Origin of the sequence: Sulfurospirillum multivorans DSM 12446 (assembly GCF_000568815.1) — a bacterium.
GTDB classification, from domain to species: Bacteria; Campylobacterota; Campylobacteria; order Campylobacterales; family Sulfurospirillaceae; genus Sulfurospirillum; species Sulfurospirillum multivorans.
The window spans coordinates 724,527-740,569 of the sequence record NZ_CP007201.1 but is presented as its reverse complement, the minus strand read 5'-3'; the positions used below and the strand labels follow the sequence as shown (position 1 = coordinate 740,569).

Below are 16,043 nucleotides of genomic sequence, written 5' to 3'. Positions count from 1 at the left end.
CACACCAAAAATGTACGCATTCCCTAATACTATTTGTTGGACCCTCATGAAAACGGTTGTCGCTTCACCCAGGCAAGTTAATTACTAAACTTCTTCAATTATAAAGAATTTTAGCTTCTAAAGAGCTTTCGCCAAGGCGATGCACGCCTCAATACTTTGGGTGGAAGCGACCTTACAGTTTACATGTAAAGGCAGAGCAGAAGCTGTTTTTTCACCAATGGCAATTGCCGTATAACTCTCATCCCATGCGAAATTTTTCAAAAAACAACGCACCATTGAGGGTGCTGTAAAGATGAGTTTGGACTCTTTCACAGGAGCAAAAGAGAGAGGATACTGCTTGCAGTATGTCTCATACACGATGCGCTCTTCTATGGCAATGCCGTTTACATGTAAGATCTCAAAAAGTGAGGAAACAACCTCTTTGGCTCTGGGGAAAAAGACGTTTTGGGATTCTACTAGAGGGAGGAGATTTTTAGCAAAAAGATCACCGTAGGATTCTTTACATGTAAAGACCAAATGGCCACCCAAATGCTCGATCAATGAAGCGGTTCCTTCGCCGATGGCATAGGCATTTTTGGCTTTCCACGCCGTACCATTTTGCTCAAGCGCTTTAACACTGTTTTTGGACGTAAAGATGATCGCATCAAACCCTTCCAAATCAATCGGAGTGGGATCAAATGCGATCTCAAAAAGTGGGAGATGCACTACCCCCTCATACGCTGTGTCGCTGAAGAGGTAGATCACTTTTTTATTCCCATTCAATCGTTGCAGGTGGTTTGGAAGAGATGTCATACACCACGCGGTTAATGCCAGCCACTTCGTTGATAATACGTCGGCTGATATTTTCCAAAATCGTATGCGGAATGTGCGCAAAGGTTGCAGTCATTCCATCGGTTGCATCGACGATTCTGACACAAATGGTGTTATCATAGGTTCGATTATCGCCCATAACGCCGACACTTTTGACATTGAGAAGCACGGTAAAGGCTTGCCATGTTTTTTCATAATAGCCCGTCGCACGAAGCTCTTGAAGCATAATGACATCGGCCGCTCGTAAAAGCACTAAATCCTCTTTGGTCACTTCACCCATAATGCGAATCGCAAGACCAGGTCCCGGGAAAGGGTGGCGAGAGAGCATATCTTTTGGAAGCCCAAGTTCTGCGCCTAAGATTCGAACCTCATCTTTAAAGATTTCGCGTAGTGGCTCAATGAGTTCAAACGTCATCCAATCAGGAAGTCCGCCCACATTATGGTGCGATTTAATGGTTTTAGAAGGGCCTTTGACCGAGACGGATTCGATCACGTCAGTGTAAAGTGTGCCTTGAGCTAAAAACTGAATGCCATTGTGTTTTTTTGCCTCTTCATCAAAGACTTCAATGAACGTTTCGCCAATGATTTTACGTTTTTTCTCAGGATCGCTCACACCGGCAAGTCTACTTAAAAATTTCTCACTCGCATCGACAGTAATGAGAGGCACATTGCGACTTCTAAACATCGCTTCGACTTGCTCACGCTCGTGCGCTCGAAGGAGTCCATTGTCCACAAACACCGAAACAAGTTGATCGCCAATCGCTTCGGCTAAAAGGGTTGCAACCACAGAGCTATCAACGCCACCGCTCACGCCACACAACACTTTTTTAGAACCGACTTGTTCACGAATCTTTGCGATTTGCTCTTTCGCAAATGAGCCCATATTCCACGTACTTTCACACCCACAAATGTGCTTAGCAAAGTTTTTAAGAAGCTTGCTTCCTTGCTCCGAGTGAAACACCTCTGGATGAAACTGAAACGCGTAAATACTACGTTTGACATCGGCAATGGCCGCATACGGTGAATTTTCACTGTAGCCAATTTTCTCAAATCCCGCAGGTAATGTTTCAACCTTATCGCCATGACTCATCCAGACAATTTGTCTGCATTTCGTATCTTTGAAAATTTTATCGTCACTTTCAAATTTGAGTTCAGCCTTGCCATACTCTTGATGCGTCGCAGGAATCACACTGCCACCAAAATATTGTGTTAAAAGCTGCATACCATAACAGATACCTAAAATCGGAAGCCCCAGTGTGTACACTTTCTCATCAGGATGGTACGAATCTTTAGCATACACCGATGCGGGACCACCACTTAAAATAATACCTTTAGGGTTTCGTGCTTTAATAGCCTCAATCTTCTCATTGTACGGGACGATCTCACAGTAAACACCACTCTCACGGAGCTTACGTGCAATCAACTGCGTGTATTGTGACCCAAAATCTAAGACTAAAATAGGGACTTCTTTCATTTACTTCCTTCTGTTAATATAAATCAAGTATTTCAAACTGTATGTACCAAACTACGAGGGAGAGAATATAACCCGCAAGCACGGTCCATGAATACTTCATATGCGCTCCAAACGTGTAGATACCTCTGAGTTTCCCCATTACACCCACACCTGCGGCAGAGCCAAAACTAATCAAACTGCCACCAATTCCAGCCGTCATCGTAACGAGTAACCATTGGTCCATGGACATGTCGGGATTGGCTTTTAACACCGCACTCATGACAGGGACATTGTCCACAATGGCGGAGAGAAATCCGATACCAATGTTAACCGTTGTTGCACCAAGGCTATCATACAATTTTACAGCTAAATCCAAATAACCTAAAAAATGAAGCCCTCCAACAGCGGCTAAAATACCAAAAAAGAAGAACAGGGTATCGTGTTCAATTTTACCAATGGATTTAAAGGTATTGAGCTCTTCACGATGCCTTCGTTTGAGTTGGTAACTATAAAGCTTTAAGAGGGAAAGTCCAAAGACCATTCCCCACATCGGTGGCAATTTAAAGAGTTGCTGACACAAAACGGCGGAGATAATGGTCACAATGCCAAGACCCATCACCACTTTTCCCCCTTTTAAAATGCGCACGCGTACTTCTGTTGAAACATCAAAAAGAGGCTTGTCTGAAGGTACAGACAACGATAAAAGCCATGCCGTGAGAATCCAACCTAGAAAAGCGGCAGGAAAGAGGTAAAAGAAATCCGTAAAAGGCGCTTTTTCTGCCATCCATGCCATCAGAGTCGTAATATCCCCAAAAGGGCTCCATGCGCCACCCGCATTAGCGGCAACAACGATATTAATCGCACCAGGTACGAGAAACTTTCGATTCTCTTTTTCAATCGTAATCAAAACAGTGGATAAAATCAACGCCGTGGTTAAATTATCGGCTACGGGGCTGATAAAAAAGGCTAACGCACCTGTAAGCCAAAAGAGCTTTTTATACGAATAGCCTCTGGAGACGAGGTTGTATTTGAGCGTATCAAACACTCTTCGCTCAATCAAAACCTCAATATAGGTCATTGCGACCAATAAAAAGAAAAAGATCTCAGCGATTTCTAAAATCAAATGATCAACACTTTGTGTTAATGCGCTGCTGTCTAAGCCATTAATGTAGTTGTAAATTCCAATTAAGACAAAAATAAATGTTCCCATAAACAGAGCAGGCTTTGCTTTATTGATATGGTAATTCTCTTCCGTTGCGACCATATAATACCCGATCACAAACACAATCAAACAGGCAATTCCTACCCATGTCGTTGTCATATCCTGACCACTGGATGCCCACATGGTATTTGCCAAGACCAATAATACGAACGCTATTTTCATCGTGTAACTTCCTCTTTTATGTAGTGTGCGCCCAAAGACGTTTTTCGTTTCAATGCACTGGTAATAATCTCGCGTGAAACCAAAAGCCTCAGCCTCAAAAGTTTCCCAATCGACAATGCCAGCATCGATTCAACCCTTTGCAGAGCCTTTTCCAACCTCTGTTTTTCACGTATAATGCCCGCGTCATTCCACATCAAGTGACGCAGTTCATTTTTAAGCACCTTATCGTTTTCACACATCAATACTGCTTCGCTTTCACTAAAACGCTTCATCGTTTTTGTGGATTCTTGCGTTGCGATCACTTCGTTGGCAACCCTTGTGGAGAAGACTAAGCCTTCGAGCAGTGAGTTACTCGCCAATCTATTCGCGCCATGAACTCCCGTATGGGCGCATTCGCCAACCGCAAACAGATCGTTTACATGTAAAACCCTGCCGTGCAAATCTGTTTTGATACCTCCCATGGAATAGTGAAATGCTGGAGAGATTGGAATTCTCTGATGGGGCACATTGTAACCAATATTTGTCATATTAAAATAGATACTCGGAAAGCGTTGTTTAAAATGATCTTCTGAAAATGCACTGAGATCGAGATACACCTCTTTGTGCGTTTTTTGTTTGTACTGAAAAATGGCACGACTCACTACATCGCGAGGAGCAAGCTCACCCCTTGGATCATACTCAAACACAAAACGTTTGCCCTCTTCATCCACCACCAGGGCACCTTCACCGCGTAAAGACTCGCTTAAAAGCTGTTTGCGAACACTGTTTCCCAAAACAAACGCAGTCGGATGAAACTGCATCATCTCCATGTCGCACAGCGCAATACCATGGTTTAAACAGATCCCTTGCATATCGGCACTGATGGTGCGTGCATTGGTATGGTACTCATACAGTGATCCCACGCCACCACTGGCGATAATCACTTTGCGTGCATAGAGATTGAAAATGGTATCGTTGTGAAAAACACGCGCACCATAACAGGTTCCCTCATCAAGGAGCAGATCGGTTACGTGCGTGTTGTATAAAATAGGAAAAGGCAGCTGTTCCATTAAAAAGAGGTGAATGTACCGCCCCGTCGCATCGCCACCCGCGTGTAAAATGCGGTTGGTGCTGTGAGCGGCTTCTTTGGTGTAGAGCAGATTGCCTGCTTCATCGGTGTCAAACTTAAATCCTCGATCGATCAAGCGCTTGATGGCAGCAGGACCTTCTGAACAGAGAACATTCACCGCTTCTGTGTCGCAATGTCCTGCTCCAGCGCTTAATGTATCGTTTACATGTAAAGGGATGTCGGCGTCATCTTTCGCAACCGCAACGCCCCCTTGCGCGTAAAAGGTATTGCACTCCCACGCGTAATCTTTGGAAACGATCAAAACGCTTAATGACTTTGGAAGTGCTAAAGCGGTGTTAAGTCCCGCAATACCCGTACCAATAATCAGCACATCGTACGATGTTTTCATTTAGTAAAGTGATTTCTTGGATGTTTTTGCCGTTGTGTTGCCATCGTCGTAAACAGGAGGTCCTTTGTAACCGCAACCAAGCAGCGCAAAGCCCAAACATGCTATAATCAACGTATGAAAGATTCTAAAAGTATAATTTCTCATCTCGTACAACAACCTTCTATGAAGAAATATGAACAAATGCGTTGTTACGACAGATTGCTCAGTTTATTACCCAAAAGCTTCACAAGCATGATACGCTTTGTGTACATCAAAAACGATACGCTCTTTTTTGTACTCAATCATCCTTGCGCCAAAATGGAATTCAATTATAAACGTAATTTAATAAAGAGTCTATTAAAAGAGGTTCATGTTCATTTTCCTGAGTGTGGCTGTTTACATGTAAACGAAGTTCAAGCCTTTGTGACCAATCAAAAAAGCGAAGAAGAGGCGTTGGTTGTCAGTGCCAATTCCGATATTTTCTATGCAGAACAAGCCACAGGAGCGTTTGAAACACTCTGTGAAGATGAAAAACTGCGCGCGCTTTTTGAAGCGATTAAAGAGACCATTGCCAAAAATAGAACATGCTAGCCCAAAAACTTAAAAACGCGCCACACAATGCGGGAATCTACCAGTATTTTAATGCGCAAGGCATGCTTTTGTACGTCGGCAAAGCCAAAAGTATTAAAAACCGTGTGAAGAGTTATTTTCGCTTTTCCAATGAACTCTGCGCCGCTCCCAATCTTTCGCTTCGCATCGCAAAGATGATCAGCGAAGTTGACAATGTCGAGTACATCGTCGTTCAAAGCGAACACGACGCACTCATCTTAGAAAACTCGCTCATTAAACAGCTCAAACCTAAGTATAATATTCTTCTGCGCGATGATAAAACCTATCCGTACATTGCGATCAATCTTTCCGAGCCTTTCCCTCGCTTTGAGATCACGCGCAAGATCGTCAATGATAAGCATATCAAATATTTTGGCCCTCTTTCGGGCTCAGCCAAAGCATTCTTAGAAGCACTCTATTTGGCGTTTCCGCTCGTGCAAAAACGAGGCTGTTTGAAAAGCAAAAAAGCGTGCCTTTTTTATCAGATTAACCGCTGTTTAGCACCCTGCGAGCAAAAGATAGACACCGAAACGTATGGGAAAATTGTCCAAGAAGCGCTCGAATCGTTGCATGATCAAAAAAAGCTCGTCAACCTTTTACATGTAAAGATGGAAGAGGCGTCGATGAAGCTCAATTTTGAAGAAGCCGCTAAGCTTCGTGACATCATCAACTCCATCAAGGACGCTTTACATGTAACGCATGTGGAGCTTTCAAAACTCGAAGATTACGATGTGTTTGCGGTTGAAATTATGGAAAAAACGGCGGTGATTATGCGCCTGTTTATTCGTGGAGGTAAAATCGTCTCCATGTCGCACACGCTTATGCACAATGCGTATGGTTTTGAAAAAGAGGAGCTGTACCAGCGAGCTCTTTTTGAGTTTTACAACCCGATGAATCAAACCTTTGCCAAGCAAATTCTCATCGCCGAATCCTTTAACGAACAAGAGTCCATCAGTCAATTTTTAACTGAAAAATTTGGGCAAAAGATCACGATCAGCGTTCCTCAACGTGGCGAAAAACTGCATTTGATTTCCATCGCACAAGAGAATGCCAAAACGATTTTAATCCAACACAGCACGAAAAACAACAACTCTCTTGCAGAACAAATGCAAGCTTTGTTTGATTTTACCTCCCTTCCCAAACGCATTGAAATTTTCGACAACTCGCATCTTGGAGGCAAATCTCCCGTAGGCGGGATGGTCGTTTGGGATGAAGGATTTGATAAATCCAGCTACCGCCGTTATGAACTTCACCACGCGGATGAATATGCCCAAATGAGAGAAATGTTAGAGCGTCGTATTAATGATTTTTCCAAAGAATCTGCGCCCGATCTTTGGGTACTAGACGGCGGTGAAACCATCCTCAAACTCGCCAAAAGTCTGCTCTCTCAAAAAGGGGTGCAGGTCGATCTGCTTGCCATTGCCAAAGAGAAACGTGACGCAAAAGCCAACCGTTCCAAAGGAGCTGCGCACGATCTTCTGTACAATCAAAACCAAGCCTTTGAACTCCCCCCAAGTGATAAACGTTTGCAGTTTATTCAAAGACTTCGCGATGAAGCCCACCGCTTTGCAATCACGTATCATCAGAAGAAAAAACGAGGAGCCGATATGAGTTTGGAGCTTCTGCAAATCGAAGGCGTGGGCGCGGCAACGATTAAAAAATTGCTCCTTTACTTTGGAACCTTTGAAGCGATCTACGCGGCAAGCCAAGAAGAGCTAGAGGTCACCGTTGGTAAGAAGCTCGGAAGCAATCTATTTCAGGGCTTAAAAAAGTAGGTTAGTTTTAAGTATAAGTGAGTTAAAATTGACTTTTTAACGTTCATTAAAGGATCGTGATTTGATACTTTACGATAAAAGTGGCCTATTTTTGGGAATGGGGAGCCAAGAGTTGTACCTTTTGGGGTACGAAGACATGGAAGAGTTTCGTAATTATCACAGCGACATTGCCGATCTCTTTGTGAATAAACCAGGCTTCATTTTCAAGTTTAAAAACTTCTGCTGGATCGATTATGCGCAGCACAGTGGCACGCCCAATAAACGCGTTCTCATCCGTACCAAAAATGGTAAAGAGATCGAATCTTCCCTCTTGATTAATGAAATTTACCTTCAAAAAGAGATCAATAATACATTACTTTTTTTCAGCGTAGAGATCAGTAATGCGCCTTCGTTTAAACGTGACCTGCCTATTTCGATGAACACACCCCAAAATTTTGACACAACGCTTGAAGAACCTTCTCCTTCTATCATTTCGTATGAAGAGTCCTTCAGCGAAGAAGCACCATCATCGCTCACCGCGCCCATCAGCTTTGAAACAACGCAACCTTTGATGGAAACGGCTTTTGAAGAGGATTACACGGTCTCACTTCCGACACCAATGATTTCACTGCCTGAGACAGAAGAGGCTCAAGACTTTAAACTCAATACCTCTGCCCCACTTTTGGAAGATACCTTTGATTTTAAACTCAAATTTGACCATACGATTCTTGATGAGCCCAAAGAGGATAAAGCGCCAAAAATCGTGGAAGAGACGCCAGAAGCGTACCATTCGATTGATCAAATTACGCTTCATGATCTTGATTTTGTTGCTCCCGTGGAGTTTTATCCTGAAGATCAAGTGGAAGATCTTTTAGACGATCCAACCTTACATGTAGAGGAGTTGCGCGCACCATCAGATGTCACACCTTTGGTGGAAGAAGAAGTCTTTGACCTCTCAGAGTGTGCCGAAGAGTTAGGGCTTGATATTAGCACGTTAGCGCAAATCATTGAAGAGTATGTAGTCTCTTTAGATGCCAAGTTGCCACTGCTAAAAGATGCTATCAATGCCAATAACCGCAATCAAGCAAAAGAGGAAATTTCACACCTTAAAAGCGTTGCGATTCATCTTCAGATTCTCTCTTTGTTCCACCAGTTTGAACACTTAGAAACCAGTTTGGATTTTGACACCAAAGAGGAAATTTTACACACACTCCAAGCCCTCCAAAAAGCCGTTTCACACTTTAAGGAGAATGTTCTATGATAAAAATTTTACTCGTTTTTGGTCTGCTGCTTTCACCCCTGTTGGCTGATCATTTTCGCGATGCAACCTTAGCCTATAAAGCGGGCAATTATGCCCAAGCCAAAGAGTTATTTGAACTCTCTATCAAAAAAGAAAATGCCATTCAAGGTTATTTTTACCTTGGTAAAATGTATTTGTACGGTGAAGGGGTGGAAGCTAATGCTTCACTTGCGATTCCCTACTTAGAACAAGCGGTGATGAAAGGCAATATCAAGGCAAAATGCTACCTTGCCGAAGCCTATCTCAAAAATAAAATCAAGCATGATGATGCGGTTTTACTCCTCAACCAAGGAGCCAAAGAGAGCGTTACATGTAAAGAGATCGCCTCTGCTTATAACATACTTATTAACAGTTAATAAAGGACGCCGACCATGAAATTAACGACGCAACATACGTTACGACTTATCAGCCAATACCCCTTGATTATTCTTTTTATCTTTTCGAGTTATTTTCTCTTTTTATCGTACAGTCAATTTGATACTACACTGACGCTAAAAAACAAGATAGAGAGTACCAGGGTTTTAAGTTCACTCTCCATTGAACTTGCCAAAGAGAGGGGGCTCAGTGCTTCGTACCTTTCCAGTCAAGGAAGTATCGCTAAAGAGGCACTTCAAGAGCAACGTGCAGGGGTCAATAAATCCATCAAAGCGTTTCATGATTTTTACCAAACGCACGAAGTAACACCCAATATTAAAAACGTGATTACTTACATTACTAAAATTGTTGAAATGCGCCAAGCTGTCGATAACTTTACCGTTGATTTTAATAAAATGTTCTTTGATTACTACAGCCAAATCAACATTTTTCTTCTTAAAGAGCTTGAAACGATCGGCACAATTGACACCAATTCCAATATCTCAAACCTCACCTACTCCTTGGTGACGGTCTATAAAAACATCGAATCTCTTGGTCAAGAGCGTGGATTTGTCGCTAAAATCTTGAGCCAATATGTCCCTTTTAGCCCTAGAGACCTTGAAATTTGGATCACGATATTTGGAACGTCCAGTAGCTTTGATTATACAACGATTAACGATGCCTCAACACGTTCTCAGATCGAAAGTCTCTATAAACTTCCGGATAATGTCAAACTTGAAGAGGAGATCACGCAAGTTAAAGCTGAACTGGTTGCTGCGGCACAAACGGGTGAATATCTGATTGACCCGACACTCTGGTTTGGACTTCTGACAAAAAAAATTGACATCCTCGATAAATCAGCCCAGATCATTAGTGCCTCCTTAAACGCCCAAGAGCACAACTACGACAATCAAAATATAGGGCAACTCATTGGAGCAGGTCTGACATGGATTATCTCCATTGTTTTAATGTTCTTAGGCTTTGGACTCTCAGGGCAATTTAGAAAGAACGTCCAAGGGCTTGAAAACATCTTTACACGCGTTGAAGAGCTTGCCGATACCAAAGAAAAAGTTGATTTCAATACGGCGGAGGGTATGAACGTCGCCTACGCCATTATCGATAAAGCGATTGAAAACATTGCCAAAGAGAAACAAAATGCCGAAGAGGCCAGTGCTGCAAAAAGTATCTTCTTAGCGAACATGAGCCATGAAATCAGGACACCACTCAATGGCATCATCGGTTTTACGGAACTGCTTAGAAATTCTGATTTGGATGAAGAGAAGCGTGAATTTGTGGATGTTATTGAGAAAAGTTCTGAAAACCTTTTGGCAATTATCAATAATATCTTGGATCTTTCCAAAGTGGAAAGTAACAAAATCGAGATCGATGAGATTCTCTTCTCGCCTATTGATGAGTTTGAAAATGCGGTTGAAGTATATGGACCTAAGGCTGCTGAGAAGAACATTCAGCTCTCTTTGTACATTGACCCAAGCTTGCACAATTACCTCAAAGGGGACGCGGTTAAGGTCAAAGAGGTTTTGATTAACCTTATGAGTAACGCGGTTAAATTTACTCCCAATAACGGTCAAATCACGGTTGAAATCAAACGTTTAAGCAATGCACCTTTGGATAAAGCACGCGTTCTCTTTAGCGTTCAAGACTCCGGCATTGGTATTCATCACGATAAAATCGAAGGTATTTTTGATGCTTTTAACCAAGCCGATTCGACCATTACCCGTAAATTTGGAGGCACAGGACTTGGCCTTACGATCTCTTCAAAGTACATTGCGCTTATGGGAAGTCGCTTGGAAGTGGAGAGTGAAGAAGGCAAAGGTAGTCGCTTCTTCTTTGTACTCGATCTTCTTGAATCCACCGCCAGTGGAACCGACTACAAAGACCACTTTAGCGACTTTAACTGTGCGCTGTATGCACCACTGAACAGTGCTAAAGCGCATACCGAATTTATGTACGACTACTTTACCTATTTTGGTGCGCATGCCAAATACTATACCGATTTTCCAGCGCTTAAAAATCTGATCTTTAAAGCAGGCAGCAACATTATTGTTGCAGATTACAACAACCTCACGAAAGAGGAGCTCGAAGAGTATAAGAAGATTAAATTGCCTATTATTTTGATCTTCAAATCCTCACAGCAATCCAAATACAACGAATACAATACCAAATATATCACTCCAATTTACGAGCCAATCAATGTCTCAAAACTCGTCAAAGCACTAGAGTCAAAACGTGAATTTTTACCGGCTAAAGAAGATCACATTCAACCACAACCGGTTCAAAAAGCAACCTTTGGTAAAAAATTTAAAGCCAATGTCTTGGTTGCTGAAGACAATGAGATCAACCAAAAACTGATTCGTAGAACCCTCGAAGATTTAGGGCTGAACATCACAATTGTCCCCAATGGTCTTCAAGCCTTAGAGCGCAGACGCAATGAGACGTTTGATATGATCTTTATGGATATTGCGATGCCGGTTATGGATGGTATCGAAGCGACGCATAAAATTTTAGAGTACGAAGAGAAAAATCATCTGACCCATACGCCCATTGTTGCCATTACCGCCAATGCGCTTAAGGGAGATCGTGAACGCTTTATGAAAGAGGGCTTGGATGAATACATCACCAAACCGATTAAGAAAGAGAGCATCATCAGTATTCTCAACCTCTTTATTCAAGATAAGATCGATTATTCCGCTCAAGAGAATGTTACAGAAGCGAAGCCTCCTGTTGTAGAAGAAACAAAAATCGAGCCTGTAGCAGCGCAACCCGTACACGATGAACTCCTTACGCCTAGCGAACCAGAACTTTCAATCAGTGATAGAGTTACGTCGTCATCTTTGGAACCGCTTGATGTTTTAGTCTTGAAAAAAAGTCCGATTGAAACCAAAATTTTCACCAGTGTTTTGAGCAAAATGTGCGAACATGTTGAAGCGGCAAGCTCGTATAATGAGTTTAAACAAAAAATTGAATCCAAACAGTGTAAGATTATCTTGTTTGATAAAGAGATGCTTTTAGACGATACTGAGACATTTTTAGCATGGATTCATACCATCACTGAGCAACACAACGCAGGAAAAATTCATACCATTATGTTTATTGATCCTAAAGAGAAAAACCACGATAGTTCTGCTGCCTTTGATGCTATTTTACCAAACCAAATTAGTAAAAAAGAGCTTGAAATCCTGATTCACACGTTTATTTAAAAGGCAAACTCTATGGAAAAACAGTTAAAAATCCTAGCGGTTGATGATGATTTCATTAATCTAAAATTGATTAGCTCTATGTTACGCAAAAATGTTAATGTAGGTATTATCATCGAAGCAACCAATGGGCTTGATGCCATTAACCTGTTAAAAACGCAAGGTGATATTGATTTGGTGCTTCTTGATATTAAGATGCCTGTTATGGATGGCATTGAGTTTCTTACCAATATCCAATCCATGAATGAGTTCAAAAAGCTTCCTGTCATTGTTTTAACAACCGATGAGACACGCAAACATGAAGCCTTTGAACATGGGGCATTTGATTTTTTAGTCAAGCCTATTCGTGAGCATGACTTAAGCAGTAAAATCGCTAAGGTTGCTGATCTTTATTGATCAGCAACCTTGGTGAATCACCTCATTGATATGGTGATACAACGACGTAATTTCCTCTTTTTTCTCAATAAAGCTGTTTTTATTTGCAATCAAATACGCCGATGAATCCAAAATGGTCTCAACCACTTTAAGCCCATTTTGCTTCATGGTGCTTCCCGTTTCAACAATATCCACAATCACATCCGAAAGTCCCACAAGTGGTGCTAATTCGATCGAACCATAGAGTTTAATAATATTCACAGGCATCGCTTTTTTTGAAAAATATTTTTGAGCAATATTGGTCATTTTGGTAGCGACTTTAAGCTCAGGAGCGCTGTAATCGATCTCTTTGCCCTCTTGAATGCCCACACAGACTTTGCATTTGCCAATGCCAAGATCAAGCAATCGCAGAAGATCTTCATCTTTCTCTTCCAAAACATCCAAGCCCACCACACCAATGTCCGCCGATTGGTGTAAAACATACGCAGGCACATCTTGATTTCGCACCAATAAAAAACGGAAACCATCGGCTTCTAAGATTAATTTACGATCATCAAAACGAAACGCGGTTCCAAAAATTTTTTCAAAAATTTCCAACGTCTCTTCTGCAATTCTACCTTTTGGCAATGCCACTGTTAACATTTGATTCCTTTACTGTTCTATTTTTATCACGGTTTTTAGGCAAAGCCTAATAACCTACGCTCAGCCGCTGTGGCGCTAAAGCTTGACTCTAACGAGTCAGAAGACTTCTTAGAAGTCTATTCTAAATGTGCTTCTTTAATGGTTTTGAGCATGCCTCTAAAAATAAGCGTTCGATCAAAAATCGCATTGCTAAAAAATTTAGAGAAAAATTTGCCGTCGCCTCCTAAAAAGAAGATGCGTTTATCTTTACATGTAACTTCTAAAAGCATAATAATCGACTTAACCACGCCATACGAGATCGCATCGTTTGTTTTTTGAGGTAAAGCATCCAGAGCGATGCTTGGATTGACGGGTAAGTTAAGACGTGGTGAAATTGAAGCATAACACTTCTCATACGCTCCAAGACCCGGAAGAATAAAACCGCCCAAGTGCATCCCTCCTGACATAATGTCGACCGTTATAGCACTGCCCGCATCGACAATCATCCCATCTTCAATCGTACAACATGCCGCAATACGATCAATCCCCATCCCTTGGTAAATCGTGTCAAACTCAAAATAAGGCTCCAGATCAATAAAATGATTTCTTCCTTGCAACCAACTCTTAAGGGCATCGTTCACACAAATATAATAGACATTCTCTTGGGTCGAAAACTCTTTAAATTGTTTGTGAGACATGCTCCACACTTTACCATCTTGGTAAAAATCAGCATTGGAATTTCCAATATCACATAAAATCATTATAAACCTTCCAACCATTTTCTTGAAGCATGATGGCCGCTTTAGAGCACAAAGGCGCATTAAGAAGCAGGTGTTTATACTTATAGGTATGCTTTACATGTAACTCTAAGGTCTTACAAAGTTCAGCCATTTCATCAACATGTTTGCGTAAAAATCGGCTCTTTTGTTCAATACGAAAAATAAGATGGTAAAACGATTTTGGGTCTACGCCACTAAAGATAGCGAGTTTTTTGCGAGTATGAAGCACAACTTTGGGATCGACCACTTCCAGAGATGTAAAAACGACCTGCTTGCAACAAATGCGCTCTAACATCTCTTTCATGATGGTAACACAACCCAATTCCTATTTTTTACGATTGAGTTTGAAGAAATGATCTTTATAGTAAAGCGCATCACCTGTTGTAAAGATGTGGCTCTCAATTTCATCGGGAAGTTTATACACATTAGTAGAGACTAGATCTAAATCGGTCGCAATCACATAACCACCTTTTTCGATCATATAGATAAAGTCACCATAAATAGTTCCAGCAAACGTTGCAAATGGGAATTTACGCTCTTTAATGACTCTAAGATCTGCATCGGCTAAAATGACACGCCCGTCTTTGGTGAAGACAAAAATACGATTTTCAAGTACGATCACATCTTTGACCTCTTTTTCAAGAAAACTGATGGATTTAGGACTAATGGAAACCACCTTGCTCTTCGTTGCAGCCACCAAACGATCGCCTAAAACTTGAAGATAGATGATGTTGCCAAAGAATTTTTCATTGCTGACCACAACATCACGGATCGGTTTTTTGCTTTGCGCATCCACGATCACAAGCTTGCCATCCAAAGTGGGGAAAACGATTAAGTCGCCCAAGAAGTAAGGTGCCGCGATACGAGAATCAAGCACATAAACGTTGTCTTGTTTAAGATGCATCATCTCTTTGCCATCGTTAATGTCAATCAAAATAAGTTCGTTGGAACCTAAAATAAGCGCTAGGATATTTGCTTTTAACGAAGCAGAAGCGACAGAGACGCTACACTCTTTGGTGAAAAGCACTTTTTTAGATGCATCCACAATTTGCAAAGCACCGCATTTAGATGCAGCAACATAGCGTCCTTGATCTTCACCAAGGTAGACAAAACCTTCAGATAGAATAACATTGGAAAGCCCTTTTTTGGTAATGACTTGACCATTTGAGAGTGTCGCACCATCGCGTACTGCGTCGACAATGGAACCTGGCAAAGAGCCATCATAACTTACTTTGCCCGCGAGTGCCTCTGGTTCAAAATATTGACGTTTTGTGCCACAGCCGCTGACAACCAATAGTAAAGCCAAAAGTGAAAAAACAATTTTTGCGTATCTCATTAGTTTAAACCTTGATAGTGTTCTAGATTTTTTGCAATCTGTTTAAGTGGAGAACTTGCATCGATTTGAGCAAATTTCAACCTCGCCTCTTCTACTTTCTTCTCTTTGAGTAATTCATAACCCTCTTGAAGCAATACCATCCCCGAAAGCAATTCGCTTTTAGCCGTGACATTTGCATCAAGCTGTGAAAGCTGATACGCTGCTAAATCCGCTAAAATAGGATCTTCTTTTGAGAGTGACACGCTTTTTAGTACTTCTGCATCACCTTTTGCCAGTGCTGTTTCGAAGAGATACATCGTGTACAATTTTGGATTTTTTGCTTTGAGGGTTTCCAATGCAGAGACATTGTTAGCATCCGTCAAAAGTGCCTGATACGCAACGTTAGAAGCTTTCAAACGCTGTTTTGCCATAACATCATTGATAGCATACCCACCAGCACCCAACACTAAAAGCACAAGCGCTGCGATGATGTATTTTTTATTACGTTTAAAGAAACGCTCACCTTTGATCATTCCCTCTAAGAATTGCTCTTCTGTGCTCATCTCTTCTTTGACCGCTTTAATATTCTCTTGAAGTCCCAAACACTATCCTTATAGAAGCGATTTTTTTTAAATATG

Annotated in this window: 16 protein-coding genes; 6 read left to right on the top strand and 10 right to left on the bottom strand. The window is 41.6% G+C overall.

The genetic code is table 11. From position 1 onward, the window contains the following. Positions 1-117: 117 nt before the first annotated feature. From SMUL_RS03865 to SMUL_RS17225, 5 genes are read right to left on the bottom strand one after another with little or no spacing between them, the layout of a single operon-like run. Entirely contained in the window at positions 118-744 is a 627-nt protein-coding gene (locus tag SMUL_RS03865) for a uroporphyrinogen-III synthase (RefSeq protein ID WP_025343951.1), read from the bottom strand. Between the two features lie 4 nt (positions 745-748). Then, complete coding sequence (gene guaA, locus SMUL_RS03860; RefSeq protein ID WP_025343950.1) at positions 749-2,284, bottom strand: glutamine-hydrolyzing GMP synthase; 1,536 nt, start codon at positions 2,282-2,284, stop codon at positions 749-751. A 13-nt stretch (positions 2,285-2,297) separates the two neighbouring features. Further along, entirely contained in the window at positions 2,298-3,608 is a 1,311-nt protein-coding gene (gene nhaD / locus SMUL_RS03855) for a sodium:proton antiporter NhaD (RefSeq protein ID WP_407701810.1), read from the bottom strand. 35 nt (positions 3,609-3,643) lie between these two features. Next, a complete protein-coding gene (nadB, locus tag SMUL_RS03850) occupies positions 3,644-5,104 on the bottom strand; it encodes an L-aspartate oxidase (RefSeq protein WP_025343948.1) in 1,461 nt (486 codons plus the stop codon). Then, positions 5,105-5,248 (bottom strand): lipoprotein, encoded by a 144-nt coding sequence (locus SMUL_RS17225; RefSeq protein ID WP_169730518.1) that lies wholly within the window; start codon positions 5,246-5,248, stop codon positions 5,105-5,107. Between the two features lie 87 nt (positions 5,249-5,335). On the opposite strand from SMUL_RS17225, the gene SMUL_RS03845 reads away from it, so the two are divergent. The 6 genes from SMUL_RS03845 to SMUL_RS03820 all read left to right on the top strand — a co-directional run bounded on the left by SMUL_RS03845 (position 5,336) and on the right by SMUL_RS03820 (position 12,711). Continuing rightward, positions 5,336-5,674: a hypothetical protein gene (locus SMUL_RS03845; RefSeq protein WP_223809762.1), complete on the top strand. Its 339-nt coding sequence runs from the start codon at positions 5,336-5,338 to the stop codon at positions 5,672-5,674. Continuing rightward, positions 5,668-7,467: an excinuclease ABC subunit UvrC gene (gene uvrC, locus SMUL_RS03840; protein ID WP_025343946.1), complete on the top strand. Its 1,800-nt coding sequence runs from the start codon at positions 5,668-5,670 to the stop codon at positions 7,465-7,467. The genes SMUL_RS03845 and uvrC overlap by 7 nt, the downstream gene beginning before the upstream one ends. A gap of 61 nt (positions 7,468-7,528) precedes the next feature. Next, positions 7,529-8,707, top strand: coding sequence for a hypothetical protein (locus SMUL_RS03835; RefSeq protein WP_025343945.1), 1,179 nt, complete (start codon positions 7,529-7,531; stop codon positions 8,705-8,707). Then, positions 8,704-9,102, top strand: coding sequence for an SEL1-like repeat protein (locus tag SMUL_RS03830; RefSeq protein ID WP_025343944.1), 399 nt, complete (start codon positions 8,704-8,706; stop codon positions 9,100-9,102). Before SMUL_RS03835 ends, SMUL_RS03830 begins: the two co-directional genes overlap by 4 nt. Positions 9,103-9,117: 15 nt before the next feature. Beyond that, complete coding sequence (locus tag SMUL_RS03825; protein ID WP_025343943.1) at positions 9,118-12,318, top strand: response regulator; 3,201 nt, start codon at positions 9,118-9,120, stop codon at positions 12,316-12,318. A gap of 12 nt (positions 12,319-12,330) precedes the next feature. Continuing rightward, the gene (locus tag SMUL_RS03820; RefSeq protein ID WP_025343942.1) at positions 12,331-12,711 is read left to right on the top strand and encodes a response regulator; all 381 of its coding nucleotides are present in this window, start codon (positions 12,331-12,333) and stop codon (positions 12,709-12,711) included. Here the strand turns inward: SMUL_RS03820 and hisG are convergent, their stop codons facing one another. The 5 genes from hisG to SMUL_RS03795 all read right to left on the bottom strand — a co-directional run bounded on the left by hisG (position 12,712) and on the right by SMUL_RS03795 (position 16,007). After that, positions 12,712-13,332 carry an ATP phosphoribosyltransferase gene (gene hisG / locus SMUL_RS03815; protein ID WP_025343941.1) on the bottom strand — a complete coding sequence of 207 codons (621 nt, stop codon included), beginning with the start codon at positions 13,330-13,332 and terminating at the stop codon, positions 12,712-12,714. 116 nt (positions 13,333-13,448) lie between these two features. After that, positions 13,449-14,072, bottom strand: coding sequence for a type III pantothenate kinase (locus SMUL_RS03810; protein WP_025343940.1), 624 nt, complete (start codon positions 14,070-14,072; stop codon positions 13,449-13,451). Next, a complete protein-coding gene (locus SMUL_RS03805; RefSeq protein ID WP_223809761.1) occupies positions 14,059-14,412 on the bottom strand; it encodes a hypothetical protein in 354 nt (117 codons plus the stop codon). Before SMUL_RS03805 ends, SMUL_RS03810 begins: the two co-directional genes overlap by 14 nt. Positions 14,413-14,415: 3 nt before the next feature. Beyond that, positions 14,416-15,426, bottom strand: coding sequence for an outer membrane protein assembly factor BamB family protein (locus SMUL_RS03800; RefSeq protein ID WP_025343938.1), 1,011 nt, complete (start codon positions 15,424-15,426; stop codon positions 14,416-14,418). Next, positions 15,426-16,007, bottom strand: coding sequence for a hypothetical protein (locus SMUL_RS03795; RefSeq protein ID WP_025343937.1), 582 nt, complete (start codon positions 16,005-16,007; stop codon positions 15,426-15,428). The genes SMUL_RS03800 and SMUL_RS03795 overlap by 1 nt, the downstream gene beginning before the upstream one ends. Positions 16,008-16,043: the final 36 nt, after the last annotated feature.